Source organism: Pseudactinotalea sp. Z1748, from assembly GCF_049725185.1.
Lineage (GTDB): Bacteria > Actinomycetota > Actinomycetes > Actinomycetales > Beutenbergiaceae > CALKWS01.
Window position 1 is genome coordinate 461,160 of the sequence record NZ_JBMPQB010000003.1, and the last position, 22,427, is coordinate 483,586.

Consider the following 22,427-nt stretch of genomic DNA (forward strand, 5'->3'; position numbering starts at 1 on the left):
CCGCGCGGCGGTGCCTACCCGCACAGGCCGGCGATGGCGGCCGGGAAGAGGTCCAGTGGATGCGCCGAGTCATCTCATGGCCGGAGCCCGGCGGACCCGCCGCCGCAGCGGGCAGACGGGCCGACCCGCAGTCGGGTGTCCCCGGCTGCGGGTCGGAATGGTTCGGAGCGCGCTGTGTCGGTTCAGGCGGCCACGAGGGAGCGCAACACGTACTGCAGGATGCCGCCGTTGCGGTAGTAGTCGGCCTCACCCGGGGTGTCGATCCGCACCACGGCGTCGAAGGTGATTTCCTCGCTGTCGTCCTTGGTGGCGGTGACCTTGACCGTCTTCGGGGTACGGCCCTCGTTCAACTCGGTGATACCGCTGATGTCGAACGTCTCGGTACCGTCCAATCCGAGGCTGTCGGCGCTCTCGCCCTCGGGGTACTCCAGGGGCAGCACACCCATCCCGATCAGGTTCGACCGGTGGATCCGCTCGAAACTCTCGGTGATGACCGCCCGCACGCCCAGCAGTAAGGTGCCCTTGGCCGCCCAGTCCCGGGAGGAACCGGAGCCGTACTCCTTGCCACCCAGCACCACCAGCGGGATGTTCTCCTCGGCGTAAGCCTCCGCGGCGTCGTAGATGGAGGTCTGCTCGCCGGTGAGGAGGTTCTTGGTGAACCCGCCTTCGACGCCGTCCAGCAACTGGTTGCGTAGCCGGATGTTGGCGAAGGTGCCCCGGATCATCACCTCGTGATTACCGCGGCGGGAGCCGTAGGAGTTGAAGTCCCGCCGGGCCACCCCGTTCTCGGTCAGGTACCGGCCCGCCGGGGAGTCCGGCTTGATCGCACCGGCCGGCGAGATGTGGTCGGTGGTGACCGAGTCGCCGAGTTTGGCGAGGACCCGGGCCCCGGTGATGTCCTCGACCGGTGTCGCCTCGCGCTCCATGCCCTCGAAGTACGGGGGTTTGCGCACGTACGTCGACTCGGGGTCCCAGGCGAAGGTGTCGCCCTCCGGGGTCTGCAGCGCGCGCCAGTGATCGTCACCGGCGAACACGTCGGCATAGTCGGAGGCGAACATCTCCCGGTTGATGTTCTCGTCGATGGTGCGCTGCACCTCGTCGGTGTCGGGCCAGATGTCGCGCAGGAACACCTCGTTGCCATCGCTGTCGGTACCCAGGGGCTCGTTGGCGAAGTCGAAGTCCATGGTGCCGGCCAGCGCGTAGGCGACCACCAGTGGCGGTGAGGCCAGGTAGTTCATCTTCACGTCCGGGTTGATCCGGCCTTCGAAGTTGCGGTTACCGGACAGTACCGAGACCACCGACAGGTCATGCCGGTTCACGGCCTCGGTGACCTCCTCGTCCAGCGGACCGGAGTTGCCGATGCAGGTGGTGCAACCGTAGCCGACCAGGTGGAAACCCAACTTCTCCAGGTAGGGCCACAGCCCGGCCTTCTCGAAGTAGTTCGTGACCACCTGGGAGCCAGGTGCCAACGAGGTCTTCACCCAGGGCTTGGAGACCAGCCCCCTGTCCACGGCGTTGCGGGCCAGCAGGCCCGCGGCCATCATCACCGAGGGGTTGGAGGTGTTCGTGCAGGAGGTGATCGAGGCGATCGCCACGTGCCCGTGGTCCAACTCGTACGTGGTGCCCTCCGGGGTGGTCACCTCGGTGGGGTTGGAGGCCCGGTGGTAGGAAGCCGGTGGCGTCGGCGAGTGGGAAGGCGCCCCGGCCTGGGATGACTCCGCGTTGGCAGGCTGCGCCGTGGCGTCGGAGGCCGGGAACGTGTCGGCCAGGCGGCTGTCCACCGGGCTCTTCTCGATCCCCTCGCCGTTCACCGCATAGTTCTTCAGGTCCGCGAGGAATTGTTCCTTGGAGTTGCTCAGTGCGATCCGGTCCTGGGGCCGCTTCGGTCCGGCGATCGAGGGCTCCACGGTGGACAGGTCCAGGGTGAGGTACTCGGAGTAGGCAGGTTCGATGTGCTCCTGCGCCGATGGATCCAGCCACATGCCCTGTTCCTTGGCGTAGGCCTCCACCAGCGCGACCTGTTCGTCGCTGCGGCCGGTCAGGCGCAGGTAGTCCAGGGTGACCTCATCGATGGGGAACATCGCCGCGGTCGAGCCGAACTCCGGGCTCATGTTCCCGATCGTGGCGCGATTGGCCAGCGGCACCTGGGCCACGCCCTCGCCGTAGAACTCGACGAACTTGCCGACCACACCGTGCTCACGCAGCATCTCGGTGATGGTCAGCACCACATCGGTCGCAGTCACGCCGGAGGGAATCTCCCCTTCGAGTTTGAACCCCACCACCCGCGGGATCAGCATCGATACCGGCTGGCCGAGCATGGCGGCCTCGGCCTCGATCCCGCCGACGCCCCAGCCGAGCACGCCCAGGCCGTTGACCATCGTGGTGTGGGAGTCGGTACCGACCAGGGTGTCGGGGTAGGCGCGCAGCACCGCATCCTCGCCCTCACCGTGCTCGCGGGTCATCACCACGCGAGCCAGGTACTCGATATTGACCTGGTGGACGATACCGGTGCCCGGCGGCACCACCTTGAAGTCATCGAAGGCCGTCTGACCCCAACGCAGGAACTGGTAGCGCTCGTGGTTGCGCTGGTACTCGAACTCCACATTGCGCGCGAACGCGTCCCGGGTACCGAAGACGTCGATCTGCACCGAGTGGTCGATCACCAACTCAGCCGGTGACAGTGGGTTGATCGAAGCCGGGTCCCCGCCGAGGTCGGCCACGGCCTCGCGCATCGTGGCCAGGTCCACCACGCACGGCACGCCGGTGAAGTCCTGCATCACTACCCGGGCCGGGGTGAACTGGATCTCGTGCGAAGGCTGGGCCTGCGGGTCCCACTCGGCCAGGGTGCGGATGTGGTCGGCGGTGATGTTGGCACCATCCTCGGTGCGCAGCAGGTTCTCCGCGAGCACCTTGAGGCTGTACGGCAACAGTTCGGCACCGGGCACCGCGCTGAGGCGGTAGATCTCGTAATCGGTTCCCTGCACGGACAGGGTGGACTTGGATGAAAAACTGTCCACGTGGCTCACGGTGGCTCCTTGCGTCGACGGCGTGGATGTCCCTGGCACCATCCTGGCACTTCCGGGACACGAGCGTCCGAAATTTATCTTGATGTCGAGATAATCCTATCGGGGTGCCGGCGGATGCGCCACTCACGCGCCGGGGGCCAGCACGGCCACACACTCCACGTGATGGGTGTGGCTGTACAGGTCGAACGCGGTCAGGCTCGCCAGTTCATACCCGGCGTCCCTGGCCGCGGCAGCATCCCGGGCGAGCGCGGCCGGGTCGCAGGCCACGTACACCACCCGTTCCGGGCCGGTCGCAACAAGAGCGCGCATCACCTCTTCTCCGGCGCCGGAACGCGGCGGATCCAGGACGACGACGTCGGCTCTCCCGTCGTCGCCACCCGCCTGGGCTTGGCCGGTGACGAACCTGCGCACGTCGGCATCGTGGAGGTGGATCTGGTCCAGTCCGTGGGCGTTTCGGCGGGCATCGCGCACCGCCCCGGCAGCGCCCTCGACGGCGTCTACCCGTCCCTGCGCACCCACGGCCGCGGCCAGTGGCGCGCTGAATAGACCCGAGCCGGAGTACAGTTCCAGGACGCGCTGGCCCGGCCGGAGTTCTGCCGCCCGGAGCACCTCGGCCACCAGCGCCGCCGGGGCTCCGGCGTGGGCCTGCCAGAAGCCATCGGCACTGACCCGGTAGGTGTAGGTCTGCTCGCCGGTCCGGACCACCTCACGAACCCGGGCGGGTCTGTCCGTGTTCCCGGCGGTGCGCCGTCCGCGTGATCTGGCCTCGCTCGGACGGCCGTCCACGAGAACCACCGGTGCCCCGACGGAAGGTGCGACCGCCTGGATCCGCGCGCCGGCCGGCCAGGTGCGCCCGAGCAGGTCCAGCTCATGGATCCGCGCGTGGGCCAGCGGCAGGGAGCCCACCCCGAGCACCGCATCGCTGCGGTGACCGTGCATGCCGGCCCGGCCCTCGCCGTCGGCTATCAACGTGACCCGGGTGCGGTACCCGGTGCCCGGTACCGGGCTCGGCCCCTCGGGCAGCGGCACGTACTCGACCTGCAGCGACGCCACCGCGGCGTGGTCGGGGCCGATATGCCCGATGCGACGCAGCGCGTCGGTGATCACGTCCCGTTTCCAGGCACGCTGGGCCGGGAGGGCAACGTGAGCCAGTTCCCCGCCACCCACGCCACCGGGCCCGGCCTCGGGCCAGACGCTGGGGACCCGGTCCGGCGAGGGCTCCAGGACCTCGGTCGCATCAGCGCGCCAGTAACGGCTGGTGGCCTCGGTGACCCTGGCCCGGACCCGCTCGCCGGGCAGTGTGTGCCGCACGAACACCACCCGCCCGTCGTGGCGTGCCACGCAGTGGCCGCCGTGGGCCGGCGGGCCGATGGTCAGGTCCAGCAACTGATCGGGCATTGGTGCTCGCCTTCGCGGGTGTGAGTGACGTTCGAGCGTACTGACCCTCGACCCCGGGCCTGACCCTCGAACGCAGGGCTAGGGCCGGGGGCCGGCGCCGTCCGTGCTCGGGCCACCGTCCGGGCCGGCCGCGCTGTCCGGGTTCGGCGCGCCGTCCGGGTTCGGCGCGCGGTCGGGGCCGGCCACGGCCTCAGTGGTGGCCGGGCCGTCAACAGTGCTGCCAGCCTCGGGGGCCTCGACGATGACCTCGTCCTGTGCCTGCCTCGAGGCCTTGATCAGCGGATGCACCAGCAACCAGGTCAGATACAGCACCACCGCCCACAGCGGCACCCCCATCACCAGCCGGGCGGTCCCCAACCAGCCAACCTGAGCATTGAGGTAGAGCGGCAACTGCACCCCCAGTCGCAGCCCGAACAAGAGCACCCACAGCGCCGTGGCCCAACTGAGGATCCGGACCGCGGCACGGTCCTGGCGCCATTGCCCGAAACCGGGCATCAGCGCGCCGACGAGGACTCCCACCAAGGGGCGCCGCGCGAGGATCGAGCCCAGCGCCACCAGGACGCCGATCGCGTTGACGTACAGCCCCCATACGAAGAAGTCCTCGGCCTGCCCGGTCCGCCACGCCCAGACGGTCCCGATGCCGACCCCGACCAGCCCGCCGAAGACGTAGTTCAACGAACTGCGAGAGATCAGGCGGCTCAATGCCGCCACCACCGCCAATGCCCCTGCGCCGATCAGCGACCAGGTCAGATCCCGGGTGGCCACGAAGACCACCACGAACACCAGGCCCGGTGCGATCGACTCCAGCAACCCGCGAACACCGCCGACTGAGGCGGTCAGGTCGAACTGCCCCTGACCCAGTTGTTGCACGCCGCGGCCGGGCACGGCCGGACCGGACCCGGCGGGGTGATCGGCGGAGGTCATCGCACCTCGGTGATCTCCGGCCCCCGTTTGGGCAGCCGGATCGTGAGCCGTTCTTCCTGGGCCGGTGCCTGGGGCTGCGCCGACTGGCCAGGCAGGTGCAGGCTGAGCAATTCACGCGGGGGACGCGGTTCATTGCCACGGTCCACCACGATCCCGGCGAAGATGTCCTCCATCACCTCGGCGGCGTGGGCCTCCACGGTCGCCTTCCCGGTGAGCACACCGCGCAGGAACCATCGGGTGCCATCGACCCCCAGGAACCGCGCGGGTCTGGTCCCGCTGCGGCCGTCGGGCATCCGCACCGGCAGGCGGGCCAGCAGTTCCCGACCGAACGCACCCGTGCGTTCGTCCGCGCTGCCGCCCTGCTTCTTGATCGACTCGGCGATCTCGGCCCGCAACTCCTCCCACAGTCCTTCGCTGCGGGGTGCCGCGAAGGGCTGCACCTGCAGCGCGGACCCCTCCAGGGCAAGGTTGACCGCCACGATGCGCCGGGTCTTCTTGTCCAGTTCCATCCGCACCTGCAGCCCGGGCCGCTTAGGGATACGAACCGCCCCAAGATCGATCAGGCCCTCCTCGGACGGAACTTCGGCCACGTCCCAGGGACCATGGGCCGGTTCGCCACGGGCGTCGACGGCCTCGGACCCGTCCTCGTCGGCATCGACGGCGCCATCGGGGTCCTCGAGGTCCGCGTCATCACGCTCGTCCGCACTGGTGTTCCAGTGGGCGAGTTCGGACTCGTCGGGCCCGATCACGCCTCCGGCGCGGGTGCGCCGGTCCTTTCGTTTGAACCACCTCATGACTTGGCCTCTCCTCCGCTCCGGGTGGCCTGCTCCTGCGGGAGGAAACCACCGGTCGAGCCGAACCCCGCGTCCCCACGCACGGTTCCCGGCAACCGGTCCACCTGAATCAGGCGGGCCCTGCTCACCTGCTGGATGACCAGTTGGGCGACCCTGTCCCCTCGTTTCAGGTGGGCCGGTGCCTTGGTGTCCGTGTTGGCCAGGATAACGTTGATCTCCCCCCGGTAGCCCGCGTCGACGGTGCCGGGTGCGTTCACCACGGTGATCCCGTGCCGTGCGGCCAGACCCGAGCGCGGGTGCACGAAGGCGGCGTACCCCTCGGGCAGGGCGATGGCGATTCCGGTCGGCACCTTCGCCCGTGCACCCGGAGGCAACTCGACGTCGGTGCGGGCGTGCAGGTCCAGACCGGCATCGCCGGGATGGGCGTAGGAGGGCAGCGGGAGGTCGGCGTCCAGCTGCTGGACCAGTACCGGTACCTGCGCGCCGGGATCATCAGGCTGTATCACACGCTCGAGCCTACTCGGTGCCTCGGCGTCCTCTCCGCGGTCTCCGTGCGGCGTGCACCAGTGGCCGCCGGGCGTGGCAGGCTTGGAGCATGTCCGGCTCCGCTGCACCGCCGCCCGGGAACGCTCCCGCGGGCACCGATGAGGTCTACTCCGAACGTCTGCTCCCCACCCCGCTGATGTGGCTGCTCGCGCCCGCGGTGGGCCTTGCCCTGTGGTTCATCTTCTCCGCTGTGCACAACATGGCCGGCACCGTGGTGGCGCTGTTGGGTGCCCTCGGTGTCGCGGCGGCGCTGTGGGCGGGCTCCCCAGTGGTCCGGGTCCGCGCGGCACCGGAGGGCGTGCGATGGCTGCACGCCGGCCGGGCCCGCATCGAGGCGGACTACCTGGGCCCGGCCCGCAGCCTGGACGTGGACCAGATGCAACAGGCGATGGGCCCCCAGTTGCGCAGCGACGCCTACGTGTGCCAGCGGCCCTGGGTGCGCACCGGGGTACAGGTGCCGGTGATCGATCCGACCGATCCCACCCCGTACTGGCTGGTCGCCACCCGGTTCCCCGAGCGCCTCGTCGCCGCGCTCGGTCAGGAGCACGCGAACTGATCGAGCACGGGCTCGCTAGGACCCGGCCATACTCAGGCGGCGCACTCCGAGCAGACCGGCTGGCCACCCTCCTGGTAGGCCAACTGGCTGCGGTGGTGGACCAGGAAGCACCGGGAGCAGGTGAACTCATCGGCCTGCGGCGGCACCACGGTGACCGAGAGTTCCTCCCCGGACAGGTCGGCCCCCGGAAGTTCGAAACCCTCGGCGACCTCCGCCTCGTCCTCGTCCACCGAGGGAGAGTTCTTCTCTGCCCGACGGGCCTTCAATTCCTCCAGTGAGTCCTCGCTGAGGTCCTCTTCGGTCTTGCGCGGTGCGTCGTAGTCGGTGGCCATGGGGCGGGGACTCCCGTTCGTAAACAGTGATTCGGCAGGTCTGTAGCATGCTCAACGCACGCGGTCAGATTTTGTTCCGATCGTCTCTGGTGCGTGGAGGTGGCGATGGGATTGTGCCTGATCCGAACCGAAATTGCACGTCTGTTCGCCCATCGCGTGAACTCAAGTCCGTTCCGGCCCCGGGCCCGGGCGCCCGGAGTCGCTCCGCGAGGACCGTGTGGAAGGGGCGTGCGGCCCGGAGTTCATGCGCCACACCGAGCAGAATCCGGGCGGAGCCAGGGATCTGCTGGCAGGGTGAGGACCGCAGACCTTCTGGAGGTGCCATGGCTGATCTAGAACTCGTCGGGATCCATCCCGACGGGGATCACCTCATCCTGATCGACCCCGACGGCGATCGGCACCGGCTCACGATCGATGAGGCACTGCGTGCCGCCGTACGCCGGGACCGTCCGCACCTGGAGAAGGTGCGCTCCGAAGTCGCGCCGCGACCACGCCAGATCCAATCGATGATCCGGGCCGGCGCCTCGGCTGAGACCGTGGCGGCCGAAGCCGGATTGCCGGTGGAGCAGGTGCGCCGCTACGAGGGCCCGGTACTGGCCGAGCGCGAATACGTGGCCGGCCGGGCGCGCGCGCTGCACATCGGCCACTCCGCCGGCTCCCCCACCCTGGGTGAGGTGGTCCTGGACCGGCTGGCGGCGCGGGGCGTGAGCGAGGAGTCGCTGACCTGGGACGCGCGCCGTCAGAACACCGACCCCTGGCACGTGGTCGCCTCCTTCCACGCCGGCGACAAGGACCAGGAAGCGGCCTGGGAAGTGGATCTGACTGCGGGAACCTTCACCGCACTCGACGACGAGAGCCGCTGGCTCTCCGAGACCGACCTGGCCGGCGGCAGCCGGCACCTGAGTTCGGTACGCGGTGCCCGCCTCTACGACGTGGAGACCGACGCCGACATCGCCCCGGCGCTGCATGCGGTGGATGCGGTGATCCGGGACTCCCGGCCCCGGATCGTGCCGGACATCCGTCCCGCTGATCCCGAGGCCGACCACGACACCCCGGCCGGTTCGGCGGAGGACAGCGACGCCGACTCGCCGGCCCAGGAGGCCAATACCGAGACCCTGCTGGCGGAGTTGAACGGCTCACGCGGGGTCCGCCAGCGGGTGGAGATCGACGATGAGGCACTGGCCGAGCAGGTCCTGCGCGACGGCGAGCAGCAACCCACCTTGTGGGATGAGGCCCCAGGTGCCCATCCGGCGGCCTCGCGGCCTCAGGACGCCACCGACGCCACCATCCTGCCCGGCCCCGGATCGGCGCCGGACGCGGTGGCCGAACCGGCGAGCAACGAGCGCAGTGCCGACAGCAACGGTCGCGACAGCACCGCAGCAGATGACGGCACCACCGGGCCAGGCGCGAAGCCGTCCGAGGCGTCCACCGGGCCGGACAAACGCGCCGGCCGACGTGCACGGCGCAGTCGTCGCACCAGTGTGCCGTCCTGGGACGAGATCGTCTTCGGCGCCAAGAACGACTGAGCAATCAGTCGCCGTCAACCCCGGGCAGGCCGCGGGCCTTGGCGTCCACGCCGATCCCGTCCAGACTGAGCGTGTCCGGTGACGGCGTGACCGCGCGCGCCGCGGCTGCTGTCAGTCGACGCACGTGGTGGCGGCGGCAGAGCACCTCGTAGGCGACCTGCGCACTGGAGCCGGTGTCGGCCACCACCACCTGCTCACCGTCGATGACCATCCGTCCACCGACCGTCCGGGCGTTGTGGGTGGCGCGCCGCCCGCACCAGCACAGTGCCTGCACCTGCAGCGTCTCGACGCGGTCGGCCAGTTCCACCAAGCGGGCCGAGCCGGCGAACATCCGGGTGCGGAAGTCCGTCATGATTCCGAAGGTGACGACGTCGATGTCCAACTCATCGACCAGCCGGGCCAGTTGGTCCACCTGTGTGGCGGAATAGAACTGCGCCTCGTCGCAGACCAGGTAGTCCACCACCCCGCCGCGCATCCGGCGCTGGGTCACATCCGCCCAGAAGTCGGTCCCAGGACCCACTTCGATCGCGGCACGACTCAGCCCGAGCCGGGAGGAGATCTTCGCATCACCGGCCCGGTCATGCTGGGTATAGATCAGCCCCCGGCGTCCCCGGCGGGCGTGGGTGTAGTCCATCTGCATCGCCAGAGTCGACTTGCCGCAATCCATCGTCCCGGCGAAGAACACCAGTTCCGCCATCAGCCCAGTACCGCCACCAGGGGCACGTCCTGCTCGGCTGCTGAGGTGGAGCCGTGCATCCCCACCAATCCCAGTGATGCGGCGGACTGCTGTCCGCTGTCCTGGATGGCGACCCGTCCCTGCGCGGCCACCACCACGTCCCCGATGATTTCCTCGGCATGCGGGGCCACCGGGCCGAAGTAGTCCGCCGCCATCGCATCCGCCCTGGTGAGCACCACCGCGCGCGTCCCGAGAACCTCGGCCCAGCGAGCGGCCACCGCCTCCGGCTCGCGGGTGTAGACGTGTCGGAAGCGGTCCTCTCCCCCGATCAGGTCCACCCCTCGGGAGAGTTCGGGGTGTGTGGCAGCATCGATCCGACCCGCCCTATCGTGCATCTCCTCCCGGGGGATATCGATCATGCCGTGGTCAGCGGTGACCAGCACGCCGGTACCCAGCGGGAGCAACCGAGCCAGGCGCTCCAGTTCGGAATCGAGCCGGGCCAGTCCGCCGGCCCAGTCCGCGCCCTCCCAACCATGCTGGTGGGCGATGGAGTCCAATTCCCCCCAGTACAGGTAGACCAGGTCCACCCCGGGGTCACGCAACTGGGCGATAGCGGTGTCGACGCGGGCGGGCAACGACTCAGCCGGGTGGTACCGGGCTCCGCGCAGCGCGGCGACGGTGAGCCCGGAATCCTCAAACTGCCACGGTCCGATTGAGACCGCCAGGCTGCCGGAGGCGAGCATCTGCTCGAACACCGTGGGTTCGCGCTGCCACGTGCCCGGATCCGCGCCCCCGTTCCAGGAGATCAGGTTCAGCAGCCCGGCCGTGGCCGGGTTGCGCACCGCGTACCCGAGCATCGCGGTGGTGCCCGCGCGCTGAGCGGTGCCCAGGTAGGACAGGTTCGTGGCGGTGGAGGTGGGCAGCGTCGCGGCCAGTTTGGTCACCGGCGCCCCGGCGCCTGTCTGGGCGGTCAGCTGTCCGGTCAGGAACGGCGCGTGCTCGCCCCGGCCGGAGAGGTTGTGCCAGCCGAGGCCGTCGACGAGCACCACACACCAGCACCGCACCGACGGTAGACCCAGGGACGCGCGGGCGCGTCCGGCGGCGTCGCTGAAGGGGTCACGATCACCCGTGGCGGCACCGAGCAGGACGTCGCCCAACACCGGGGTCATTGCGTGGTAGCCGCCGAGAGCGCGGCGGCGAACGCCAGCGCCGCGGCCGTGGCCTCGCGGCCCTCCGCGGCGGCACTGATCCGTACCACGAGGTCATCCGGGACTGCGGTACCGGCGTAGCCGTGGTCCGCTTCGCAGTCGGGGTCCGGGCAACTGGCGGGCTCAAGGTCCAGTCGCTGCACCGAACCCCAGTTCAGGGCGAGGGTGATCTCGCTGGCCCCTGTGTTCGGGGTGTAGGTGGCCGGGTCGGAGACGACGTGGGTCAGCGCCACCGACCGGATCGAGGACAGCGCCACCGACTCGGTGGTAGCCGCAGCCGAGTGCCCGTCGTCGGGGCTGGAACCGGGCACGTCGTCGACGTGGGCGATGATCAGCCGGGTCGGGGTCAGCGTCAGCGCGGTCACATGACGGCGCACCTCGGAACGGTCGAACACCGTCTCGGGGTGGACCAGGTGGGCCACGATCTCCTCATCGGCAAGGGCGATTTCCAGGACCTCGGCAACCAGTGCCGGGTAGTACCCGGCACGGTCGATGTCGGACCGCAACTGCCGCAATTGCTGTGTGTGTGACTTTGGCACGCCTCTAGTGTCCCACTTGTTGCCAACCCTCGGTGTCCGCACACCTGATTCACTGCCGGCGCCCGGCCGTCCGCCGTCGTCAGGCCGGCAGGACCCGCCGGGCCGCATCCCCGCGGCCGGGGTGGGCCACATCGATGCGCGCACCCAGCACCGTGATCGTGGTCTCGGTGACCAGCACCGGGTGCAACGCCACCGCGGAGACCTCGGCCAGTTCCTCCTTCAGCACACTCACCCGCGCCAGCACGTCCTCCACCCCCGCCATGTTCAGCGCGGGCAGGCCGCCCCCGCCCAGCAGCCGGGCGGACGCCCCCAGCGAACGCACCATGGAGGCCACGTCCACGTTCGTCAGCGGAGGCACCCGGTAGGAGACGTCGCCGAGGAGTTCACTGGCGTCCCCGGCCAGCCCGAAACTGATGATCGGGCCGTACATGCTGTCCTCCACGGCCTCGATCACGGTCGCCGTCCCACCCGGGGCCATCGCCTGGATGTCCAGGGTGGTCCCGTGTCCCAGTACCGAGTGCACCCGCTCCTGGACGCTGCGGTAGGCGTCGGCGAGTTCGGTCGGGGACCCCAGGTCCAGGCGCACCCCACCCAGATCCAGCCGGTGGCGCAGCAACTCATCGGAGGTCTTCAGCGCCACCGGCCAGCCGATCTGCTCGGCTACCTCCAGTGCCTCAGCCAGGCTGCTGACGGTGTGCTGGCTCCATAACTCGATCCCGTACTTACCAAGGAGGTCGGTGGTCGCCTGCACGGCGAGCCGTCGGGTACTTCCGGTCGGCAGAGAGGCCAGTTCGGCCTGGACGAGCGCCTTGGCCCCGGTCCGGTCGACACCCGCAGGGTCCACCCGGGCCCCCCGGTCCGCCTCGCGCCAGCGCAGGTAGCCCGTCGCTTTGGCCAGTGCCGTGGTGGCGGTTCGCAGGGTAGGGAACGCCGGTACCCGCACCGGCCCGTCGGGCCCGGATGCACGAAGGTGGACGTCCAGGCCGCGCATCCCGTCGATCACTGCAACGGTGGTGCGCCCGGACGTCGCGCTCAGATGCGCCACCTGCCCGGCCACCCCCACGCCGTCGTCGGTCAGCAGCGGCACGTAGCCCACCAGGGCGGCGTCCCAGTCGTCGCGGCCGGCGAAGGCGCGTACCTGCTCGGTGTAGGCCTCAACCCCAGCGGTGGGCGAGAGGGTGTGCACTTCGCCGGTGAGCGCGGGCTCGGCGCCACGCAGCAGTTCGGTGATCATCGCGGCCTGTGCGCCGGAGTTGGTCAGCACCAGCACCCGGTCGCCGGCCGGGAGCGGTTGTTCGGACAGCAACAGGGCCAGGTCCAGGGAATCATCGACGGTCTCGGCGACGAGTACCCCCGCCTGGCGCATCAACTCATCCAGCGCCCGCCGGGGCAGCGCACTGGTGGCTACCTCGTGGCCGGGTGGGTTCAACTGGCCGGTGGTGCCCGCGATCGTGGTGACCACCGGGCCCTCCTGGGACAGTCGGCGGGCCACGCGGGAGAACTTGCGGGGGTTACCGATCGATTCCAGTCGAAGGCAGGCCACCGCGGTGGACTCATCGCCCACCCATCGCTGCATCACATCGTTACCGGATACGTCTACGCGATGCCCGGCCGAGACGAACGAGGCCACCCCCATGTCCCGGGCCGCCGCGCCGGACAGTAACGCCCGGCCGGCCGCGGCGGACTGGCAGAAGACTCCCACCGAGCCCGGCCGCGGCGGGCTGGGGTACAAACTCGCCTCGATCCGCGGCCCCGGCCCGTCCCGGTCGGCGGCGCTGGTGATCAGCCCGTAGGACCTCGGGCCCACCAAGCGCAGCCCGTGCCGGCGCGCACGACGACGCAGGATGCGTTGGGAGATGCGTTCCGCGCCGGCCTGCGCGGCGAACCCACCGGTGTAGAGGACCACCCCGCGCACCCCGAGCCCGGCCAGGGGCTCCAGCAGGTCCAATACCTGCGCGGGCGGGGCCGCGAGCAGCGCCAGATCCGGTCCGGGCCGCACCTGGTCCAACGAACTCACTGCCCCCGGCGCCCCGTCCAGGCCGACCACCTGCACCCCCGGGGCACCCTCCTGGGTCAGGGATCCCAGCAGCACCCGTCCGAACGCCTGGCCCTCCTGGCCCGCACACACCAGCAACACCCCGTCCGGACGCATCAGTGCCGCCATGCTCAGGGCCTCGGAGCGCTGCTCACGCTCGGCCAGCACCGCCAGGGACTTGTCGGTCGAGGTGATGGTGAAGGAGACCGCGAGGATGCCGTCGTCCATCGTGGACTGCACGTCATACCCGGCGTCAGCGAACACCCGCAGCATGCGCGCGTTCTGCGGCAGCACATCGGCAACGAACCGGCGCACCCCGAGTTCGCGCCCGGCTGCGGCCAGGTGCTCCAGAAGCACCGACCCCAGACCCTTCCCCTGGGCCGAGTCGGCCACATTGAACGCGACCTCGGCGTCACCGCCGTCCAGCCGCTCGAACCGGCCGACGGCCAGGATGGCCTCCCCGTCCACGAGCACCAGGGCCACCCGGTCGCGGTGATCGACCTGGGTGAACCGGGCCAGCATCTCCTCGCTGAGACGGGCCATCGGAGCGAAGAAGCGCAAGTACGTGGAGCGTTCGCTCTGGCTCATGTGGAAGCGTTGCAGCGCGTCGGCGTCCTCGGGGCGGATCGGTCGGATGCGCATGGTGGATCCGTCCCGCAGCACCACGTCGGCTTCCCAGTGCGCTGGGTAGTTGCCGCTGTGCGCCATCTGACGATCCTATGCGGGCACTCACGGTGTGTGGGCCGGACCGACCGGTCCAGATGGGCGACAATAGCCACCATGGCCCGTCGTTCCACCCCAGATGATGCTGCCCAGAGCACGATCCTCGACGTCGACGTCTCCACCGAGATGCGCGGTTCGTTCCTGGAGTACGCCTACTCGGTGATCTACGCACGCGCACTGCCCGACGCCCGCGACGGGCTCAAGCCGGTGCAGCGACGAATCCTGTTCCAGATGTCGCAGATGGGTCTGCGCCCCGACCGTGGGCACGTGAAGTCCGCCCGCGTGGTCGGGGACGTGATGGGCAAACTGCACCCGCACGGTGACGGTGCCATCTACGATGCCCTGGTGCGGATGTCCCAGCCGTTCTCGCTCCGGCTACCGCTGGTGGACGGGCACGGGAACTTCGGGTCCCTCGACGATGGTCCGGCCGCCGCCCGGTACACCGAGGCCCGGCTGGCGCCGGCCGCGATGGCGATGGTGGCGGACCTGGACGCCGACGTGGTCGACTTCGTCCCGAACTACGACTCCCAACTCACCCAACCGGAGGTGCTGCCCGCGGCACTGCCGAACCTGCTGGTCAACGGTGCCAGCGGGATCGCGGTCGGGATGGCCACGAACATGCCCCCGCACAATCTGGTCGAAGTCGTCGCCGCCCTGCGGCACCTACTGGCCAACCCCGACGCCGAACTCGCCGAACTGATCCGGTTCGTGCCCGGACCCGACCTGCCCTCGGGGGGCAAGATCGTGGGCCTGGAGGGCATCCGGGACGCCTACGCGACCGGCCGCGGCTCCTTCCGAACCCGGGCTACGGCCCGGATCGAGAACATCACCGCCCGGCGCAAGGCCATCGTGGTGACCGAACTGCCCTATCAGGTGGGCCCGGAGCGGGTGATCGAGAAGATCAAGGACGCCGTGCAGTCCAAGAAGGTGCAGGGCATCACCGCGGTGACCGACCTGACCGACCGAGAACACGGGCTCCGCATGGTGATCGAGGTGAAGAGTTCGGTCAATCCCGAGGCGGTGCTGGCGGCGTTGTACCGGTATACCCCCCTCGAGGAATCCTTCGGGATCAACAACGTCGCGCTGGTGCAGGGCCAGCCTCGCACCCTGGGGCTGCGGGAACTGTTGCAGGTGTACCTTGCCCATCGGATCACGGTGGTGCGCCGACGCACCGAGTACCACCTGAACAAGAAGTTGGAGCGGGCTCACCTGGTGGAGGGCCTGCTGGTCGCGATCGCGGACATCGATGAGGTCATCCAGGTGATCCGCACCAGTGAGGACGTCCAATCCGCCCGGGACCGGCTGATGACGGTGTTCGACCTGTCCGAGGCCCAGGCGGACTACATCCTGGCGCTGCGCCTGCGCCGCCTCACCAAATACTCCCGGTTGGAGTTGGAGGCCGAGCGCGACGAACTGGCCACCGAGATCAAGAACCTGCGGATGATCCTCGACGACGAGGCACTGTTGCACCAGGTGGTCGGTGACGAACTCGCGCAGGTGGCTGCCGAGCACGGCACGCCCCGGCGAACGGTGCTCCTGGAGTCGGCCCCCGATGCTGCCGTGGAGGCCGGCGCGGTGCGTCGGTCCAAGGCCGAAGCGATCCCGCTGGAGGTACCCGACTCCCCCTGCTACGTGCTGCTCTCGGCCACCGGGTTGCTAGCCCGCACGGCCGATGACGCCGAGGTGGTCCGGGCCGGTGCACGCAGTGCCCACGACGCCCTGACCGCCTCGATCCGCACCACGGCACGCGGCCTGGTCGCGGTCCTGACCAACACCGGCCGCTTGGTGCGCCTCAGCGTGGTGGAGATCCCGGCGCTGCCCCCCACCGATGGGCCGCCGAGCGCTTCGGGCGGTGTCCCGGTGGCGGAGATGGTGATGCTTGAGCGCGGTGAACGCGTCGTCACGATCACCAGCCTGGAGGCAGCGAGCCCACCCCTGGCGCTCGGTACCCGGGACGGGGTGGTCAAGCGCGTCACGCCCGAGCAGTTGCAGCGCGACTCCTGGCCGGTGATCACCCTGAAGGGCGGCGACGAGGTGGTCGGGGGCGCCCATGCCGGCGACGACGACGACCTGGTGTTCGTCACCGACGCCGCCCAGTTGCTGCGGTTCTCCGCCGGTGGGGTCCGTCCCCAGGGACGGGCAGGTGGCGGGGTCGCCGGTGTGAAACTGCCCCAGGGTGGGCGGGTCATCCACTTTGCGGTGGTGCCCCAGGGCACGGACGCCCAGGTGGTCACCGTGGCCGGGCCGCTCGACGCCCTTCCCGGGACGGTGCCGGGTAGCGCCAAGGTCACTCCGTTGGCCGCCTACCCGGCCAAGGGACGCGCGACCGGTGGGGTGCGCGCCCACCGGTTCCTGCGTGGGGAGGACGCGTTGTACCTGGCCGGGGTGGTTCCGGCACCGGCACGGGCGGTGGGCTCCGGTGGTCAGGCGGTGGACCTGCCGGAGGTCGACGAGCGCCGGGACGGCTCCGGACGGACGGTACCCGCCCCGATCGCCGGTCTGGGCTGACCAGGCCTGATCAGGTCGCGGCACCAGATCCTCGTCCCCCTGGGCCACCAGCACCCCCGCGCGTACCCGACCGGGAGGGGCACCACCCCAGCCGCCAGCGCCGGCATCAAGAGTCCTTGTGGCAGGTTCCGCTGCACCGCAGAGCCGCCGAACTGGGCGACCAAGTGCACCACGGTGGAGCCTGCCAGGAGAAGTAGGCCGGTGATGAGGAGACCTCGTCGCTGCCCCATCGGCGGGGTCAGATCTCCACTGCGTACATGGTGGAGTGGCGAAACCGTTCGAAACCAAGTTTGTCGAAAAGCCCGAAGTCGGCCGGGAGCGCCGGCACGTCCACCCCGAGTCCGGCGTACTGCATGCCGTCCGCAGCGTAGGCACGCAACGCCTGGGCCATCAGCGCCGTCCCGACACCCCTGCCGCGCCATGCCTCGCGGACCCCGAGGATGTCGATGTAACCCTCGGACCCGCCGACGGCCTCCCAGTCCTGCTCGTACCGGCCCGAGTACAGGTAGCCGGCCACCTGGGCCCGGTCGGTGGTGCGGTCCAGCACCAGGAAACTCCAGGACGGCACGAAGTAGGTGCGTCCGTCGGTCCAGGTCTCCGGTGTGTGCGGCTCGGAGCCGTCGTGCTTGGCGAACGCGTCGTTGTGGGCCAACCGGACCTGGTCGTCCAGTTCCTCCCGCCAGGGCACGAGTTCGAGATGATTGGGCAGGGGGCCCTCAGGGATGGGCTGGCTCAGATCCCGGCGCATCTCGGTGTAGTGGCGGATCGGGCGGAAGCCGCGCTCGGTGAGCATGCTGGAGGCGTCGGCCATGCCCTCCTCCACGTGCACCAGGATTCGTCCGGGCACATCCTTGCCCGAGGCAGCCAGGAGTTGACGGGCCCTGGCCATCTGCCAGTCCACCAGCGCCGATCCGATCCCACGGCGCCGCCATTGCGGATCCACCCCGCCCTCCAGGAAGGCGCGCACCACGCGGGTGTCGCCCGGGTGCACCACAACGGTGCCGTAGGCGCAGATGGTCCCCTCGTCGTCGAACCCGGCCAAGGAGTTGTTCAGCGGATCCTTCCACTCCCCGGAGAAGTTCTCCCGGGCTTCTTCCAGGGTGGTGCGGTACGGCGGGTTGTCATGCACCTCGATCCGGCGGAAGAGGCGGTGCAGGGCCGGGGCGTCCTCGACCTGCAGCGCGCGCCAGGTCAGGCCCAGTTCGGCCGACGGCATCGGCAGCACCGTGGGCGCCTGGGCCCGCTCGGGCAGTGACGTGGGGTTCTCACTCACCGCAGCCTCCTCGGGCGGACCAGGTCAACACGCAGCGGGCAGATCACATCGAGAGGGTATGCGTCCGGGGCCGTTCGAGCAAAAATCTCCCGAGCCGCTGCCGGCGGTCTCACGCATCGATCCGCTCCAGATCCAATGCACCGGCCCCCGCCACGATGAAGTCCTTGCGCGGGGCCACGTCGTTGCCCATCAGCAGTTCGAAGACGCTCTCGGCCTCCTCGATCGCCTGTTGGTCGGCCATGGTGATCTTGCGCAGCGTTCGCTTGCCTACGTCCATCGTGGTCTCGGCGAGTTGGTCCGCGTCCATCTCCCCCAGGCCCTTGTACCGCTGGATCGGTTCGACGTAGCGGCGTCCGGTCCGCTCGAGTTTGGCCAGGAACTTGCGCAGTTCGGCCTCGGAATAGGTGTAGGTGACCTCACCCTTGCGCGAACCCTGGGCCATGGTCTGCACCCGGTGCAGCGGCGGGACCGCTGCGAACACCCGTCCGGCCTCCACCAGCGGGCGCATGTACCGGAAGAACAGGGTCAGCAACAGGGTGCGGATGTGCGCGCCGTCCACGTCGGCGTCGGTCATCAGGACCACCTTGCCGTACCGCACCTGATCGAGGTCGAAGGTACGCCCCGATCCTGCGCCGAGCACCTGAATGATCGAGGCACACTCAGCGTTCTTCAGGATGTCGGCCGCCGAGGCCTTCTGCACGTTAAGGATCTTGCCCCGGATCGGCAAGAGCGCCTGGAAGTCGGAGTTCCGGGCGAGTTTGGCCGTGCCCAGGGCGCTATCACCCTCAACGATGAACAGTTCCGAGCGCTCCACCTCGTCGGTGCGGCAGTCGGCCAGTTTCGTGGGCAGGGTAGAGGTCTCCAGGGCGTTCTTGCGCCGGGACAACTCCTTCTGCATCCGTGCCGAGACGCGGGCACGCATCTCCCCCACGACCTTCTCCAGCACCGCGGAGGCCTGGACCTTGTCGGCTCGCTTGGTAGCGGCGAGCCGCTCGGTCAGGTTCGTCTCCACCACCTTGGCGACGATTGAGCGCACCTGGGAGGTTCCGAGCACCTCCTTGGTCTGCCCCTCGAACTGGGGTTCGGGCAGACTCACGGTGACCACGGCGGTCAACCCGGCCAGCACGTCGTCCTTCTCGATCCGGTCCTTGGAACTCTTCGCCGAGATCTTCAGCCGGCGGGCGTTGGCCTCGATCTGCTTGCGGATCACCTTCACCAGGCCCTGCTCAAATCCGGCAAGGTGTGTTCCACCCTTGGGCGTGGCGATGATGTTGACGAAGGAGCGCACCTCGGTGTCGTACCCCACGCCCCACCGCAGGCCGATCTCCACCTTGCAGGTTCGCTCCACCTCGTGCGGCCGCAGATGTCCCTTGCTGTCGAGTTGCTGGACGGTCTCGGTGAAGGTGCCCTCGCCCTGCACGTGCCAGATGTCGCTGACGGGCCCGTCAGTGGCCAGGAAGTCGACGAAGTCCAGCACCCCGCCGTCATGGCGGAACACCTCCTCCACCGATCCCTCTGCGCCGGGGGTACCGGGCAGCCGGCGCTCGTCCCGCACGGTCAGCGTCAGTCCCGGGACCAGGAAGGAGGTCTGCCTGGCCCGCGTGATCAACTCGTCGTAGGAGAACGTGGCGCTGGCCGGGAAGATCTGCCGGTCGGCCCAGTACCGCACCCGGGTTCCGGTGCGTTTGCGCGGCACCTTGCCCACCACCGCCAGTTCGGAGGACTTCACGAACGGGGTGAAGGCAGCGGCCGGGTCCAGCCGGCCGTTGTCGGCGAACACCCCTGGTTCGCCCCGGTGGAAGGACATCGCGTGGGTTTTCCCACCGCGATCCACCTGCACCTCGAGCCGCTCGGACAGCGCGTTGACCACGGAGGCGCCCACGCCGTGAAGACCACCGGAGGCGGCGTAGGAACCGTTGCCGAACTTGCCGCCGGCGTGCAACTTGGTGAAGACCACCTCCACCCCGGAGATGTTCAGGGCGGTGAGGTTGTCCACGGGGATGCCACGGCCGTTGTCGCGGACCTCCACCGACTCATCCTGGTGCAGGATCACCTCGATGGTGTCGGCGTGACCCTCCAGGGCCTCGTCGACGCTGTTGTCGATGATCTCCCACAGGCAGTGCATCAGTCCGCGCGAGTCGGTGGAGCCGATATACATGCCTGGACGCTTGCGCACCGCCTCCAGCCCCTCCAGGACGGACAGGTGCCGGGCGGTGTAACTGGAATCAGTACGTGCCACACCCCCATCGTAGAAGGCACAGGGGCCCGTTCGCGGGAGCGCCATGCGGATCGAGGCCGGTCCTGGTGTCGGCCACGGCACACCCCGGGTGGGGAATAGCGCTACGCGGTCAGCGAACCACCCCGCCCGGATCTGACTTTGAGCCCGGCGGGTGATTACATAGCAGTGTGACTGCCTTAACCACAGAACATGCCACTGCCGAACTGACCGGCGCCGACCGCTGCGACGCCTGCGGAGCCCAGGCCTATGTCCGCGTCCACCTCGAGGCCGGCGAGCTTCTGTTCTGCGCGCACCATGGGCGCAAGTACGCCGAGCCGTTGGCCGACGTGGCCACTCACATCCAGGACGAGAGCAAGCGCCTACTGACCGAGGATCAGGACGAGCGCGTCTGATCCTCCGAGCCGCGGTGCCGTCGTCCGCGTACGCGTGAGGACGGCCGGGGACACCCACCACGAGACACAAACTGTGGCCGGCAGCGAAACCTGCCGGCCACAGTCATGTCTTCTGGCGAACGGATCTTCCGGAACTCCTCGGCCCGGCGAGGATCAGTCCAGGTAGTCGCGCAGCACCTGCGATCGGCTCGGGTGCCGCAGTTTCGACATGGTCTTGGACTCGATCTGGCGGATCCGCTCCCGCGTGACGCCATAGACCTTGCCGATCTCATCGAGGGTCTTCGGCTGCCCGTCGGTGAGCCCGAACCGCATGGAGACCACGCCGGCCTCCCGTTCGGACAGAGTGTCCAGCACCGCGTGCAGTTGCTCCTGCAGCAGGGTGAAACTGACCGCGTCGGCCGGGACCACGGCCTCGGAGTCCTCGATCAGGTCGCCGAACTCGCTGTCGCCGTCCTCACCCAGCGGGGTGTGCAGCGAGATGGGCTCACGCCCGTACTTCTGCACCTCCACGACCTTCTCCGGGGTCATGTCCAACTCAGCGGCCAGTTCCTCCGGCAGCGGCTCACGGCCCAGATCCTGCAGCATCTGGCGCTGCACGCGGGCGAGCTTGTTGATGACCTCGACCATGTGCACCGGGATACGGATGGTGCGGGCCTGGTCGGCCATGGCCCGGGTGATCGCCTGGCGGATCCACCAGGTGGCGTAGGTGGAGAACTTGTAACCCTTGGTGTAGTCGAACTTCTCCACCGCGCGGATCAGGCCCAGGTTCCCCTCCTGGATCAGGTCCAGGAAGAGCATGCCACGGCCGGTGTAGCGCTTGGCCAGGGAGACCACCAGGCGCAGGTTCGCCTCCAGCAGGTGGTTCTTGGCGCGCTTACCGTCATGGGCGATCCACTGCAGGTCACGGTACATCCGCCGCTCTTCTGCCTTGGCCTTGGTCCTGTCCCAATCCGGGCCGTACGGGGGGTTGGCCAACTTTTCCTCGGCGAACAGACCCGCCTCGATCCGCTTGGCCAGCTCCACCTCTTGGACGGCGTTGAGCAGCGCGACCTTACCGATCTGCTTCAGGTAGTCCTTGACCGGATCGGCAGTGGCACCGGCGGTGACGACCTGCTGGGCGGGTGCGTCGTCGTCGTCGGCGTCGGAGAAGACGAACGCGACCTCTTCGGTCCCGGTCCCGGTCTTCTCAACATCGTCCTTGCCCGTGACCTGCTCCTCGGTCTCCCCGACCACGGTCAGGTTGGCCTCGGAACCGTTACCACCGGACTTCGCACCCGTCTTTCGGGTGCTGGTGGACTTCGCAGCGGCCTTGGTCGCCTTCTTGGCGGTACCGACGCTCTTGGGTGCGCTCTTCGTGGCAGGCTTGGTGGTGGCCTTGGCAGCGCTCTTCGCGGGCGGCTTGGTCGCGGTCTTGGTTGCCGACTTCTTCGTGGTGGCCGACTTGGCCGCAGGCTTGGTGGCCGCAGTGCCCTTCGCCCCGGTGCCGCTGGTACGACGGGAGCGAGTCGACGTCGCGGGATTGTCCTCGATCGTGGTGTCCGGCATCTCTTCGGAAATCTCCTTGTCGCGGGGTCATGTCAAGGCAACGAACAGTGCGGTCTGGGTCGGACCGGTGATGTGTTGCCCTGGGCATCGACGCCGGTGACGCTGCATGCGATCCTGTATCGATCGGGTCCCCGCCGATGGTCAAGCGGTGGCCTGCCACTGCGGCGCGGTGTCGGTGCCTTTCCAT

The 22,427-nt window shown here is 69.1% G+C and carries 17 protein-coding genes; 4 read left to right on the forward strand and 13 right to left on the reverse strand.

Translation table 11 applies throughout. The features are described 5' to 3' along the window. Positions 1-182: 182 nt before the first annotated feature. The 5 genes from ACO0LU_RS09485 to dut form a co-directional block, all read right to left on the reverse strand. Entirely contained in the window at positions 183-3,026 is a 2,844-nt protein-coding gene (locus tag ACO0LU_RS09485; protein ID WP_424791118.1) for an aconitate hydratase, read from the reverse strand. A 123-nt stretch (positions 3,027-3,149) separates the two neighbouring features. Beyond that, a complete protein-coding gene (locus ACO0LU_RS09490) occupies positions 3,150-4,424 on the reverse strand; it encodes a class I SAM-dependent RNA methyltransferase (protein WP_424791119.1) in 1,275 nt (424 codons plus the stop codon). A gap of 78 nt (positions 4,425-4,502) precedes the next feature. Then, the gene (locus tag ACO0LU_RS09495) at positions 4,503-5,348 is read right to left on the reverse strand and encodes a DUF3159 domain-containing protein (protein WP_424791120.1); all 846 of its coding nucleotides are present in this window, start codon (positions 5,346-5,348) and stop codon (positions 4,503-4,505) included. Beyond that, positions 5,345-6,142: a DUF3710 domain-containing protein gene (locus ACO0LU_RS09500; RefSeq protein WP_424791121.1), complete on the reverse strand. Its 798-nt coding sequence runs from the start codon at positions 6,140-6,142 to the stop codon at positions 5,345-5,347. Before ACO0LU_RS09500 ends, ACO0LU_RS09495 begins: the two co-directional genes overlap by 4 nt. Continuing rightward, positions 6,139-6,648, reverse strand: coding sequence for a dUTP diphosphatase (dut, locus tag ACO0LU_RS09505; RefSeq protein ID WP_424791122.1), 510 nt, complete (start codon positions 6,646-6,648; stop codon positions 6,139-6,141). Before dut ends, ACO0LU_RS09500 begins: the two co-directional genes overlap by 4 nt. 89 nt (positions 6,649-6,737) lie before the next feature. Here dut and ACO0LU_RS09510 point away from each other — a divergent pair, with 89 nt between their 5' ends. Continuing rightward, on the forward strand, positions 6,738-7,244 hold the full coding sequence (locus ACO0LU_RS09510) for a DUF3093 domain-containing protein (protein ID WP_424791123.1): 507 nt from the start codon (positions 6,738-6,740) through the stop codon (positions 7,242-7,244). Positions 7,245-7,276: 32 nt separating this feature from the next. On the opposite strand, the gene ACO0LU_RS09515 is transcribed toward ACO0LU_RS09510, so the two are convergent. Continuing rightward, on the reverse strand, positions 7,277-7,576 hold the full coding sequence (locus tag ACO0LU_RS09515; protein WP_424786042.1) for a DUF4193 domain-containing protein: 300 nt from the start codon (positions 7,574-7,576) through the stop codon (positions 7,277-7,279). A gap of 323 nt (positions 7,577-7,899) precedes the next feature. Between ACO0LU_RS09515 and sepH the strand changes: the two genes are divergently transcribed. Further along, positions 7,900-9,102 carry a septation protein SepH gene (sepH, locus tag ACO0LU_RS09520; RefSeq protein WP_424791124.1) on the forward strand — a complete coding sequence of 401 codons (1,203 nt, stop codon included), beginning with the start codon at positions 7,900-7,902 and terminating at the stop codon, positions 9,100-9,102. A gap of 4 nt (positions 9,103-9,106) precedes the next feature. Here the strand turns inward: sepH and ACO0LU_RS09525 are convergent, their stop codons facing one another. The 4 genes from ACO0LU_RS09525 to ACO0LU_RS09540 all read right to left on the reverse strand — a co-directional run bounded on the left by ACO0LU_RS09525 (position 9,107) and on the right by ACO0LU_RS09540 (position 14,268). Then, a complete protein-coding gene (locus tag ACO0LU_RS09525; RefSeq protein WP_424791125.1) occupies positions 9,107-9,799 on the reverse strand; it encodes a thymidine kinase in 693 nt (230 codons plus the stop codon). Then, the gene (locus ACO0LU_RS09530) at positions 9,799-10,947 is read right to left on the reverse strand and encodes an alkaline phosphatase family protein (protein ID WP_424791126.1); all 1,149 of its coding nucleotides are present in this window, start codon (positions 10,945-10,947) and stop codon (positions 9,799-9,801) included. The genes ACO0LU_RS09525 and ACO0LU_RS09530 overlap by 1 nt, the downstream gene beginning before the upstream one ends. Continuing rightward, positions 10,944-11,525, reverse strand: a complete 582-nt coding sequence (locus ACO0LU_RS09535; protein ID WP_424791127.1) for a DUF5998 family protein — start codon at positions 11,523-11,525, stop codon at positions 10,944-10,946. The genes ACO0LU_RS09530 and ACO0LU_RS09535 overlap by 4 nt, the downstream gene beginning before the upstream one ends. A 79-nt stretch (positions 11,526-11,604) precedes the next feature. Next, a complete protein-coding gene (locus tag ACO0LU_RS09540) occupies positions 11,605-14,268 on the reverse strand; it encodes a GNAT family N-acetyltransferase (protein ID WP_424791128.1) in 2,664 nt (887 codons plus the stop codon). Positions 14,269-14,340: 72 nt separating this feature from the next. Here ACO0LU_RS09540 and ACO0LU_RS09545 point away from each other — a divergent pair, with 72 nt between their 5' ends. Then, positions 14,341-16,791, forward strand: coding sequence for a DNA gyrase/topoisomerase IV subunit A (locus ACO0LU_RS09545; RefSeq protein ID WP_424791129.1), 2,451 nt, complete (start codon positions 14,341-14,343; stop codon positions 16,789-16,791). A gap of 238 nt (positions 16,792-17,029) precedes the next feature. Here the strand turns inward: ACO0LU_RS09545 and ACO0LU_RS09550 are convergent, their stop codons facing one another. Together ACO0LU_RS09550 and ACO0LU_RS09555 are read right to left on the reverse strand one after the other, a co-directional pair. Beyond that, the gene (locus ACO0LU_RS09550; RefSeq protein ID WP_424786049.1) at positions 17,030-18,064 is read right to left on the reverse strand and encodes a GNAT family N-acetyltransferase; all 1,035 of its coding nucleotides are present in this window, start codon (positions 18,062-18,064) and stop codon (positions 17,030-17,032) included. A 109-nt stretch (positions 18,065-18,173) separates the two neighbouring features. Next, a complete protein-coding gene (locus tag ACO0LU_RS09555) occupies positions 18,174-20,303 on the reverse strand; it encodes a DNA gyrase/topoisomerase IV subunit B (RefSeq protein ID WP_424791130.1) in 2,130 nt (709 codons plus the stop codon). Positions 20,304-20,470: 167 nt separating this feature from the next. On the opposite strand from ACO0LU_RS09555, the gene ACO0LU_RS09560 reads away from it, so the two are divergent. Next, a complete protein-coding gene (locus ACO0LU_RS09560; protein ID WP_424791131.1) occupies positions 20,471-20,695 on the forward strand; it encodes a DUF7455 domain-containing protein in 225 nt (74 codons plus the stop codon). A gap of 153 nt (positions 20,696-20,848) precedes the next feature. Here ACO0LU_RS09560 and ACO0LU_RS09565 read toward each other — a convergent pair whose 3' ends face one another. Next, positions 20,849-22,240, reverse strand: a complete 1,392-nt coding sequence (locus ACO0LU_RS09565; RefSeq protein WP_424791132.1) for an RNA polymerase sigma factor — start codon at positions 22,238-22,240, stop codon at positions 20,849-20,851. Positions 22,241-22,427: the final 187 nt, after the last annotated feature.